This window comes from Spirilliplanes yamanashiensis, assembly GCF_016863475.1.
Taxonomy (GTDB): Bacteria; Actinomycetota; Actinomycetes; order Mycobacteriales; family Micromonosporaceae; genus Spirilliplanes; species Spirilliplanes yamanashiensis.
Genome location: NZ_BOOY01000037.1, coordinates 1 through 10,774, shown reverse-complemented (window position 1 = coordinate 10,774; position 10,774 = coordinate 1). Strand labels below are relative to the sequence as shown.

General features: G+C 74.1%; 8 protein-coding genes. 2 read left to right on the top strand and 6 right to left on the bottom strand.

The annotated features are described in order from the left end of the window. Positions 1 to 133: 133 nt before the first annotated feature. Genes Sya03_RS26670 through ndk form a run of 3 tightly spaced genes read right to left on the bottom strand, consistent with a single transcriptional unit; the run spans position 134 to position 2,658 of the window. Positions 134 to 1,660, bottom strand: a complete 1,527-nt coding sequence (locus Sya03_RS26670; protein WP_203941179.1) for an alkaline phosphatase D family protein — start codon at positions 1,658 to 1,660, stop codon at positions 134 to 136. Positions 1,661 to 1,720: 60 nt separating this feature from the next. After that, positions 1,721 to 2,206, bottom strand: a complete 486-nt coding sequence (locus Sya03_RS26665) for a pyridoxamine 5'-phosphate oxidase family protein (protein ID WP_203941178.1) — start codon at positions 2,204 to 2,206, stop codon at positions 1,721 to 1,723. A gap of 32 nt (positions 2,207 to 2,238) precedes the next feature. Then, positions 2,239 to 2,658, bottom strand: coding sequence for a nucleoside-diphosphate kinase (ndk, locus tag Sya03_RS26660; RefSeq protein ID WP_203941177.1), 420 nt, complete (start codon positions 2,656 to 2,658; stop codon positions 2,239 to 2,241). 168 nt (positions 2,659 to 2,826) lie between these two features. Between ndk and Sya03_RS26655 the strand changes: the two genes are divergently transcribed. Next, complete coding sequence (locus Sya03_RS26655) at positions 2,827 to 5,328, top strand: VOC family protein (RefSeq protein ID WP_203941176.1); 2,502 nt, start codon at positions 2,827 to 2,829, stop codon at positions 5,326 to 5,328. 3 nt (positions 5,329 to 5,331) lie between these two features. Here Sya03_RS26655 and Sya03_RS31345 read toward each other — a convergent pair whose 3' ends face one another. The 3 genes from Sya03_RS31345 to Sya03_RS26640 all read right to left on the bottom strand — a co-directional run bounded on the left by Sya03_RS31345 (position 5,332) and on the right by Sya03_RS26640 (position 9,946). Next, the gene (locus Sya03_RS31345) at positions 5,332 to 5,760 is read right to left on the bottom strand and encodes a DUF4233 domain-containing protein (protein WP_370871984.1); all 429 of its coding nucleotides are present in this window, start codon (positions 5,758 to 5,760) and stop codon (positions 5,332 to 5,334) included. Positions 5,761 to 5,999: 239 nt separating this feature from the next. Next, the gene (locus Sya03_RS26645) at positions 6,000 to 7,325 is read right to left on the bottom strand and encodes a bifunctional folylpolyglutamate synthase/dihydrofolate synthase (protein WP_203941174.1); all 1,326 of its coding nucleotides are present in this window, start codon (positions 7,323 to 7,325) and stop codon (positions 6,000 to 6,002) included. Next, positions 7,322 to 9,946, bottom strand: coding sequence for a valine--tRNA ligase (locus tag Sya03_RS26640; RefSeq protein WP_203941173.1), 2,625 nt, complete (start codon positions 9,944 to 9,946; stop codon positions 7,322 to 7,324). Before Sya03_RS26640 ends, Sya03_RS26645 begins: the two co-directional genes overlap by 4 nt. A 105-nt stretch (positions 9,947 to 10,051) precedes the next feature. Between Sya03_RS26640 and Sya03_RS26635 the strand changes: the two genes are divergently transcribed. Continuing rightward, positions 10,052 to 10,714: a hypothetical protein gene (locus tag Sya03_RS26635; RefSeq protein ID WP_203941172.1), complete on the top strand. Its 663-nt coding sequence runs from the start codon at positions 10,052 to 10,054 to the stop codon at positions 10,712 to 10,714. The last annotated feature ends 60 nt before the right edge of the window (positions 10,715 to 10,774 follow it).

Here is a 10,774-nt window from a genome sequence, read left to right as displayed (position 1 = left end):
GCGTGCTGCGCGGGCCGGTCCCGCCCGGTTCTACTGGGGTTGTCACCCGTTCTTCCGGAGGCTCCCCGGTGATGGCCGGTTCGTCGCCTGCTGGGACAACGATACCGGCCCTCATCGGATTCCCTCACGCGCATTACCGGCCCGGCGCCGCCAGGGTCGTCGACCACAGCGCCCGGCCGGCCCGGTCGCGCAGGTCGACGGTCAGCGCCCCGGACGCGCCGTCGACGTTCACCTCGCCGAAGTGCTGGAACCCGGCCGCCGGGGAGGTGTTCGCGGCGGGCGGGGCGTTGACGAACTCCACCCGCGGGCCGAACGTGGCGTCCATCGCGTTCGGGCCGAACGCGCCCGCGTGCGCCGGACCGGACACGAACTCCCAGAACGGGGTGAAGTCCTGCACCGCCGCCCGGGCCGGGTCGTAGTGGTGGGCGGCCGTGTAGTGCACGTCGGCGGTCAGGAACACGATGCCCGTCACGCCGGCCCGGTGCGCGGCCCGCAGGACCGTGGCGAACTCCAGCTCGCGGCCCTTCGGGGCGCCGGGATCGCCGTTCGCCACGCCCTCCTGGGCGGCCGGGCCGTCCGGCACCACGATGCCCAGCGGCAGGTCCGCGGCGATCACCTTCCACGTCGCCCGGCTGTCGCGCAGCCCGCGGATCAGCCACTCCCGCTGCTGCCGGCCCAGCAGGCCACGGCCGGGGTCGGCGTACACGTTGCCGTCGTTGACGTCCTTGTAGGTGCGCATGTCCAGCACGAACACGTCGAGCCGCGGCCCGTACGACAGCCGCCGGTACAGCGGCGCGCGACCCGTCGGCAGCCACTCGTGGAACGCCTGCCGGGCCCGGGCCGCGAGCACGTCCACCCGCTTCTCCGTGTACCGGTCGTCGGTGAGGATCTCCCCCGGGTACCAGTTATTGGTGACCTCGTGGTCGTCCCACTGGTTCACCTGCGGCACGTGCGCGGCGAAGTCCCGGTACGCCGGGTCGAGCAGGTTGTACGCGTACTGGCCGCGGTACTCGGTGAGCGTCTCGGCCACCTTCGCCTTCTCGGGCGTCACGAGGTTGCGCCACACCCGGCCGTCGGGCAGCGTGACGGTCTCCGGCAGCGGGCCGTCGGCGTACACGGTGTCGCCGCTGTGCAGCAGGAAGTCGGGCCGCCGGGCCCGCATCGCCGCGAAGATGCTCATGCCGCCGAACGCCGGGTCGATGCCCCAGCCCTGCCCGGCGACGTCGCCCGTCCACACGAACCGCACGTCGGCGCGCCGCACCGGCGCGGTGCGCAGCCGGCCGACCACGGGCTCGCTGAGCAGGCCGTGCCGGTCGAGCGACTCCACCCGGACCCGGTAGTACAGGTCCTCGCCGGGCGGCAGGTCGCGCAGCCGCAGCTTGCCGGTCAGGTCGGACGCGGGCGTCACCACGGGGCCGGTGACCACGCGGGCGCGGCGGAAGTCCGGCCGGCGGCTCACCTCGACCCGCAGCCGGCCGGGCCGGTCGGCGCGCGCCCACACCACGGCGGAGTGCGCGGACACGTCACCGCTCTGCACGCCGTGGGTGAGGGCGGGCCGGCCGGCGGGCCGCCACGCGGGCGCCGCCAGCACGCCGTCGGCGGGCAGCGCGGCGGTCAGCAGGCCACCGGCGCCGGCGGTCAGCAGGGTACGACGATCCATCGGGAATCCTCCTCGACTGGGGATGCCCGTCAGGCCTATCGGCCGCAGGTGGCCGTCAGGTCACGCGATGTTGTCGCGCACCCGGCGCCGGACTGGATTTCCGGCGCGCCAGCTCAGCACCGACTGCCCGCCGCCCTCGAAGACGACCAGCCCCGCGCTGGTCACGTCCACCGCGAACGCGTGGTACGGCTCCGACGGCGCCCAGTCGAGCCGCGCCTGCATGACCGCCTCGTACGCCCGCTTCTCCGGCGCCTCCAGGGCCCGCGCCCGCCCGTAGAGCTTCAGGTCGCCGCGCGTGTTCTCCCGGCCCGGCGGCAGGCTGTGCACGGTGAGCCGGGGGTCGCGCTCCAGGTCGAGCGCCTTCGTGGACTGCCAGATCATGCCGATGCACAGGTCGTCGCCGGAGACGTCGCACTCCACGGCGCTGATGCGCGGCGACCCGTCGGCGCGCAGCGTGCCCAGCAGCAGCACGTGCGCGTCGGCGATCCACTCGTCGGCGAGGGTGGCGAGCTCGGGCGCCTGGGCCCGGAACGCGGTCCAGTTCATGACCGGACGCTAGCGCCCGGGTCCGACGTTTCTCAGAGCTCCGGGAACCAGAGCGCGATCTCGCGCTTGGCGCTGTCCGGCGAGTCGGACGCGTGCACCAGGTTCTCCCGGTTCGACAGCGACAGGTCGCCCCGGATCGTGCCGGCGGCCGCCTTGCGCCCGTCGGTGGCGCCGACGATCGACCGCACGACCTCGATCGCCGAGTCGCCCGACAGGATCAGCGCGGCCAGCGGCCCGCCGGTCATGAACGTCTTCAGCGGCGGGTAGAACGCCTTGTCGACGTGCTCCGCGTAGTGCGCGTCGGCCAGCGCGGCGTCCATCGTGCGCACCACCAGCGACTCGATCGTCAGCCCCTTGCGCTCGAACCGCCCGATGATCTCGCCGAGCAGGCCGCGGCGCAGCGCGTCGGGCTTGATGAGGACGAGGGTGCGCTCTGCGGGGCTGTCGGACACGGGTCTGATCCCTTCGGGGTGCGGCCGCTACGCCCGCAGCCTATCGGCAGACGCCGACGTCCGTTCGGCAACCACCGACATGCCGGAAATCGCCCCGGCTACGCCGCTCTTCCGTTCGGTCGTACCGGCGGCCTAGCCTTTGGGTTAATCCCCCCAGGAGGTTCCACTGTGGTGAACCCGAGCCGGCGCTCCATCGCCCCGGTCCGCAAGCTGCTGGCGGCGATCGTCGGCGCGATCGCCGCGTTCGTCATGCTGTTCGGCCTCGGCAACGGCACATGGGCGATCGTCGCGTTCGGCGGCGCCCTGCTCCTGCTCGCGATCGGCCTCGCCATGGTCAACGTGACCCGCCGCGGCGCCCGCGCCTGGGTCGCCGGCACCGCCCACGTGCGCGCCGTCTCCGAACCCCCGGCGGGCGTCGCGTTCGGCCGCGCCGAACTGTCGATCCTGGTCAGCGCCGTCGGCCTGCCCGCCGCCGCGGTCACGGTCCGCGACCCGCGCGTCCCGGTCGCGAAGTGGCCGGACCCGGGCGCCACCCTGCCCGTCCTGGTCGCCATCGACGACATGCGCCGGGTCAGAATCCAGTGGGACGACATCATGACCCACGCGGAGGCGGCCGCCGCCGAGGACGCCGAGCAGTACGCGGAACCGCAGCCCTTCACCGCCGACCAGTACCTGGCCGACACCGAGGTGCACCCGTGGACCACCCAGCGCGACCGCCACCGCTGGGCGGCGTCCGCCGAGGACCAGGACCCGCAGGGCCCGGGCTCGGTCGCGGTCCGCGAGGACACCCCCGGGGGTACGCCGGGCCACTACGTCCTCGAGGGCACGCTGGTGGAGCCGTCCACCACCGAGCCGCCGCCGCTCGCGCCGCACCTGGTCACCGACACCCCACCCCAGCAGCGCCGCCGCCCGACCCCCCGCCCCCGCCCGGACGACACGCCACCGCCGAGCACGGGTCCGATCCCGATGGGCTCCGGCCCGACCTCGGACCCTCCGGCCGACTCCCCCGACGCGCAGGCCGCTGCGGCACCCCCGCCGTCGGACGGTCCCGACGCTCCGCCCGCCGCCGACCGGGACCCCGAGGTGGACCTCCCCCTCGACGACGCCTCCGACACGGACGGCGACGCGCCGGCCCGGGGCCGGACTTCCGCCGCCGCCGCGGCGGGCGCCGCAGCGGGGGCCGCTGCCGGCGGTGTCGCGGGATCGACCCGCGCCGACGACGCCGACTCCCGCCCGCCGCACGACGGCGACGCCGCCCCGACCTCCTCCCCCGCCGCGTCCTCCGCCGATGGCAGGCCCGCCCGCCCGGCAGCCGGTTCCATCCCCACCCAGCACACCCCCGCCTCGGCGGAACCCCCGACGCCCGCACCCCCGACCGCGCCATCCGCCGCGACGACGCCCCGCATCCCGTCGCCCCGCCCGGTGATCCCCGATATTGATGACCCCCGCCCCCCGGTGAAGAACGGCGTCAACGGCACGAACCTGTCCGACCCGGCGAACCGCCGCCCCGCCCCGGACAAGGTCACTGCCACGAACCAGGAACCCCCGCCGGCCGACAACCAGGCCGAACCCGCGCTGTCCGGCACCCGACCCGACGCGCCGACCCAGACGACGGCGGGCGGCCACGCCGACGGGGACGAACCCGAGGACACGGACCCCGACGGACGGGCGTCGGACCCCGCGGCCGCACCCATCACGACGGGTCCCACGACCGCCGGCGCCACGGCCGCCGGGACCGCTGCTGCTGCCGCGGCGGGCGCCGTCGCGGGCGCCGCTGCCGCCGAGGCCACCAGCCCTGCTGACACGACCGCCGGCTCAGCGACCGGCCCCGCCACCGATCCCGCCACCGCTACTCCTGCCGCCGCCGGGCCTACCGCCGCCGGCCCTGCCACTGCGGACACCGACACGGGACCTGCCGCCGCGGACGCTGCCACCGGCTCTACCGCCGGAGGCGATTCCGCCGGCCCTACCGCCACGGACGCCGCCGCCGGCTCTGCGCCCGCTGACAGCACCGCCGGCTCCACCGCCGCGGATAGTGCCACCGGCTCTGCCGCCGCAGACACCACCGCCACTCCTGGCACCGCCACTCCTGGCACCGCCGATACCGCCGCCGGTACCGCCGCAGCGCCTGCCGCCGCGGCCGCCGCCGCTGGTGGGGCGGCCGCCGGTGCCGCCGTGGGAACCGCCGCCGTCCCACCGCCCGGCAGCACCGACGATGCGGACGACGCGGAGGACGACGCCCCGGCGCGGCTCCACGAGCTCATCACCGCGTACCCGAGCGCCCGCCCCGGACCCGCCGGCGCCATTCACGGCATCGGCATGACGGTGCTGGTGACGGACCTCGACCGGTCGCGGAAGTTCTACCGGGACCTGCTCGGCTTCCACGAGATCGACAACGGCCGCGGCAACGCCGTCCTCGCGTCGGGCGACACCCGGCTGGTGCTGCGCACGGTCACCGACGTGTCGGGTGTGCAGGCGCGGCCGGTGCACCTGAACCTCGAGGTGGGCGACGTGCAGGCCATGCACGCGGAACTGGTCGGCAAGGGCGCGCAATTCACGCACGGCCCGCGCATCGTCAACCGCGGCGAGCGGCTGGAGTTGTGGGCCGCCAGCCTGGACGACCCGGACGGCCACAGCGTCGCCATCAGCCAGTGGCGGGCCGTGGACTAGCGCTCAGCCGAGGATGGTGCGCCGCACGTAGGTGGCGTACCCCCACGTGGCGGCGAAGATGACGCCGAGCGCGCCCAGCGACCAGTGCAGGAAGCCGGACAGCAGCAGGCACACCTGCAGCACGGTGCCGGCGTGCCACGCCCACGACCGCTTCATCAGCCCGGACACGACGACCGCCCACACGGCGAGCGCCACGACGACGGCGACCCCGGCGCCGCTGAGCTGACCACCCATGAGCCGGATCGGCTGGATGGCGAGCAGCAGCACCACGGCCTCGATGATCAGGGTGCCCGCCCCGAGTCCCCGCACGGCGGCAGCCGGATTCCGCAACCCGGACGGCTTCCCACCGGTACCGGCGGGCCCGTCGCCGACGTCGTCGGGCGAAGCCACGTCGGGGCCGTCCGGTCCGCCACCGGCGGCCGGCACCGACACGCCGGCGTCCCGATCCCCAGCACCAGGCGCGGAGCCGCCGCCCCGACCCCCGGCACCAGGCGCGGAACCGCCGTCCCGACCTCCGGCGCCAGGCGCCGAGCCGCCACCACGTACGGATTCCCCCGCACGCGGCACCGCACCGCCCACCGAACCCGGAGCAGGCGGCACCGACCCGCTGCCGCGCGCCGGATCGGTGGAGGCGGCGCCGCGGAGCGGTTCGCCGTCGGGGTCGGGGGTCGTCATCGCTTGAGCAGCTTCCGGGCGTCCGCGACCGTGACCACCGACCCGGTCACCACGACGGCCACGCCGGACAGCTCCCCGCCCAGGTCGCCCTCGGCGAGGTTGACGGCCTCCTCGATGGCGTCGGGCATGGTGGCGGCCGTGTGCACGCGGCCCTCGCCGAAGATGTCGACGGCGATCTCCGCCAGCTCGTCGACGGGCATGGCGCGGGCGGAGCTGTTGCGGGTGACGACGAGTTCGTCGGCGACGGGTTCGAGGAGTTCGAGGACGCCGCGCGCGTCCTTGTCGGCCAGCACGGCGACGACCGCCACGAGGTGCCGGAAGGCGAACTCCTCCTCCAGCGCCTGGACGGTGGCGGCCATGCCGTGCGGGTTGTGGGCGCCGTCGAGCAGGATCGTCGGGGCGCTGCGGACGCGTTCGAGCCGGCCGGGGGTGCTGACGTCGGCGAAGCCCTCGCGCACCACCTCGGGGTCGAGCGCGCGGGTGGCGCCGGCGCCGAGGAACGCCTCGACGGCGGCGAGCGCGACCGCCGCGTTCTGCGCCTGGTGGGCGCCGAACAGCGGCAGGAACACGTCCTCGTACACGGCGCCGAGGCCCTGCAGGCTGAGCACCTGGCCGCCGACGGCCTGGGTGCGGCGCATGACGCCGAACTCGCTGCCCTCGCGGGCCAGGGTGCCGCCGACGTCCGCGACGCGTTCCATCAGGGGGCGCAGGGCCTCGTCGGGCTGGGCGGCCGTGATGACCGTGGCTCCCTTGTGGATGATGCCGGCCTTGGCCCAGGCGATCTCCTCGATCGTCTCGCCGAGCCACTCGGTGTGGTCGAGCCCGATCGGGGTGATGACGGCGACGCCGGCCTCGATGACGTTGGTGGCGTCCTCGGCGCCGCCGAGCCCGACCTCGATGACGCCGACGTCGACGGGCGCGTCGGCGAACGCCGAGAACGCCAGCGCGGTGGTCATGTCGAAGTAGGTGAGCGGCTCGGGGAAGCGGGCGTCCACGAGGTCGGCGACGGGCGCGACCTCGCGGTACACGTCGACGAACTTCTCCTCGCTGATCGGCTCGCCGTCGAGGCTGATGCGTTCGCGGACGGTCTCCAGGTGCGGGCTCGTGTACCGGCCGGTGTGCAGCCCGTGGGCCCGCAGCAGGCCGTCGATCATGCGGGCCGTCGACGTCTTGCCGTTGGTGCCGGTCAGGTGGATCGACGGGTACGACCGCTGCGGGGTGCCGAGCGCGTCGAGCAGGGTGCGGATGCGCTCGATCTCGAACACCATCCGGGTGAAGCCGCGCTGTTCCAGCGCGGCGGACACCTCGTCGTACTCGCTCATGACGCCGCCGGCAGGGCGGCGAGGGCGGCCTCGATGCGGGCGAGGTCGGCCTCGGCCGCGGCGAGCCGATCCTTGATCTTCGCGACGACGTGGTCGGGCGCCTTGCCGACGAACGCGTCGTTGCCGAGCTTGCCGCGGCACTGCGCGGCCTCCTTCTCGGCGGCGGCGCGGTCCTTCTCCAGCCGGGCGCGCTCGGCGGCGACGTCGATGGTGCCGCGCGTGTCGAGTTCGACGGTGACCCCGCCCGCGATGGCCAGGCTGGCGCTCGCGGCGAAGTCATCGCCGGCGTCGTCGAGCCGGGCGAGCGAGCGGATCAGCGGCTCGTGGTCGGCGATGCCGACGCCTGGCAGGCCGGCGATCCGCGCGACGACCCGCTGACCGGGGCGCAGGCCCTGGTCGGAACGGAACCGGCGGACCTCGGTGACGACCCGCTGCACGTTCGCCAGCTCGGCCTCGGCGCCGGCGTCGATGCGGGCGCCGTCGACGGCCGGCCACGGGGCGCGCACGACCGTCTCGGCGCCGGTCAGCGCGATCCACAGCTCCTCGGTGACGAACGGGACGACCGGGTGCAGCAGGCGCAGCAGCTGGTCGAGGATGTGGCCGAGCACGCGGCGGGTGCGGTCGGCCGCCTCGCCGCCCGCCGCCAGCATCGGCTTGCTGAGCTCGACGTACCAGTCGCAGACGTCGTCCCACGCGAAGTGGTAGAGCAGGTCGCAGACCTTGCCGAACTCGTAGGAGTCGAACAGGGCGTCGGCCTCGGCAACCACGTGCTGCAGCCGCGACAAGATCCACCGGTCCACCGTGGACAGGTCGGCGGACGCGGGCAGCTCGCCCTCGACGGTGGCGCCGTTCATCAGCGCGAAGCGGGTGGCGTTCCAGAGCTTGTTGCAGAAGTTGCGCGAGCCCTGGCACCACTCCTCGCTGATCGGCACGTCGGAGCCGGGGTTGGCGCCGCGGGCGAGGGTGAACCGGGTGGCGTCGGCGCCGAAGCGCTCGATCCAGTCGAGCGGGTCGACGACGTTGCCGAACGACTTGGACATCTTCTTGCCGTACTGGTCGCGCACCATGCCGTGCAGGGCGACCACGTCGAACGGCTGCTTGCCGTCCATCGCGTACAGGCCGAACATCATCATCCGGGCGACCCAGAAGAAAAGGATGTCGTAGCCGGTGACCAGCACGCTGGTCGGGTAGAACCTCGCCAGGTCGGCGGTCTCGTCGGGCCAGCCGAGCGTCGAGAACGGCCACAGCGCGGACGAGAACCACGTGTCGAGCACGTCGTCGTCCTGGCGCCAGCCCTCGCCGGCGGGCGGCTGCTCGTCGGGCCCGACGCAGACGACCTCGCCGCCCGGCCCGTACCAGACCGGGATGCGGTGGCCCCACCACAGCTGGCGGGAGATGCACCAGTCGTGCATGTTGTCGACCCAGCCGAAGTACCGCTTCGACAGCTCGACGGGCTCGATGGCGACCCGACCGTCGCGCACGGCGTCGCCGGCGGCCTGGGCGAGCGGCCCGGTCTTGACGAACCACTGCAGCGACAGCCGCGGCTCGACGGTCGTCTTGCACCGCGAGCAGTGCCCGACGGAGTGCTGGTAGGGCCGCTTCTCGGCGACGATGCGCCCCTGCTCGCGCAGCGCGGCGACGATGGCGGGCCGGGCCTCGTAGCGGTCGAGGCCCTCGAACGGCCCGGGCACGGTGATGACGGCGCGCTCGTCCATGACGGTGAGGCTGGGCAGCCCGTGCCGTTGGCCGATCTCGAAGTCGTTCGGGTCGTGCGCCGGGGTCACCTTGACGGCGCCGGTGCCGAAGGCGGGGTCGACGTGCTCGTCGGCGACGATCGGGATGCGCCGGCCGGTGAGCGGCAGCTCGACCTCGGTGCCGATGAGGTGCCGGTACCGCTCGTCGTCGGGGTGCACGGCCACCGCGGTGTCGCCGAGCATGGTCTCGGCCCGGGTGGTGGCCACGACGATCGAGTTGTCGCCCTCGCCGTACCGGATCGAGACGAGCTCGCCCTCGTCGTCGGTGTGCTCCACCTCGATGTCGGACAGCGCCGTGAGGCAGCGCGGGCACCAGTTGATGATGCGCTCGGCGCGGTAGATGAGGCCGTCGTCGTACAGCCGCTTGAAGATCGTCTGGACGGCGCGGGACAGGCCCTCGTCCATGGTGAAGCGCTCGCGGCTCCAGGCGACGGAGTCGCCGAGCCGGCGCATCTGGCCGAGGATGGCGCCGCCGGACTCGGCCTTCCACTCCCAGACCCGCTCGACGAACTTCTCCCGGCCCAGGTCGTGGCGGCTGAGGCCCTGCTCGGCCAGCTTGCGCTCCACCACGTTCTGCGTGGCGATGCCGGCGTGGTCCATGCCGGGCAGCCACAGCGTCTCGAAGCCCTGCATGCGCTTACGGCGCACGAGGGCGTCCTGGATGGTGTGGTCGAGGGCGTGGCCCACGTGCAGCGACCCGGTCACGTTCGGCGGGGGGATGACGATGGCGAACGGCGGCCGCTCACTGGCCTCGTCGGCCTCGAAATAGCCGGCCGATACCCAGTGCTCGTACCGTCGCTGCTCAACCTCGCCGGGCTGGTACTGAGCGGACAGGGTCGGGGTACGGCTCTCGCGTGCATCGGTCACCCTGCGAGTCTACGGAGGTGGGACGGCACGCCTGCCATCGCACCGTCCGCCTGTGGATAACCGGGCTATGCTCGCGCGGACGGCTGCCGGAACGGACGGAGCACGATGACGGACCGCACGGGCGAGCACCCCGCACCGACGTCTCCCATCGAGATGGTGATGACCCCCGAGGACCCTGCCGAACCGGACGACACCTCGGACGGGCGCCCGTCGCGGCGCCGGCTCATCGTCCTCGGCTGCCTGGCCGTGGTGGGCTTGGCCGGCGCGGCGGTCCTGGGCACGGCTGGGCTGCGGATCGCCGGCCAGAAGGACGCCACCCTCACGCCCCCGGACCAGGTGGCCGGCTTCCGCCGCGACGACGGCGAGGACGCCCGCACGACGGCCGAGTACCTGCGCAACGCCCTGGCGGCGGAGGCCCAGCTCGACCAGACGGTCGGCGTCATCTACACCGACCCGGCGGACGCGGACCGCAGTGTCCTGCTGGCCGGCGGCACCGCCCTGATCTGGACGCCGGGCGCGGACCTGAACACGGTCTTCGGCCTGCTCAAGGACGACTCCGGTGAGGTCACCGGCGTCACCGATTACCCCGCGGGTGACCTCGGCGGCGACCTGCGCTGCGGCGTGACCGGCGCGGCCGGCGAATCGAGCGGTGTGTGCGGCTGGGCCGACCACGGCAGCCTCGCGCTGGCGCTGTTCCCGGGGCGCACGGCGGCCGAGGCGGCGCCGGTGATGCTGCAGTTCCGCGACGCGATGCAGAAGCGGTCCTGAGCACGCGCACTGCCGGCAGAAAACGAAAGAAGGCCACCCCGTCAGGGGTGGCCTTCTTCG

Coding starts and splice junctions, on each gene's coding strand:
- Sya03_RS26670 (WP_203941179.1), bottom strand. CDS start 1,660: ATGGATCGTCGTACCCTGCTGACCGCCGGCGCCGGTGGCCTGCTGACC.
- Sya03_RS26665 (WP_203941178.1), bottom strand. CDS start 2,206: ATGAACTGGACCGCGTTCCGGGCCCAGGCGCCCGAGCTCGCCACCCTC.
- Sya03_RS26645 (WP_203941174.1), bottom strand. CDS start 7,325: ATGAGCGAGTACGACGAGGTGTCCGCCGCGCTGGAACAGCGCGGCTTC.
- Sya03_RS26635 (WP_203941172.1), top strand. CDS start 10,052: ATGACGGACCGCACGGGCGAGCACCCCGCACCGACGTCTCCCATCGAG.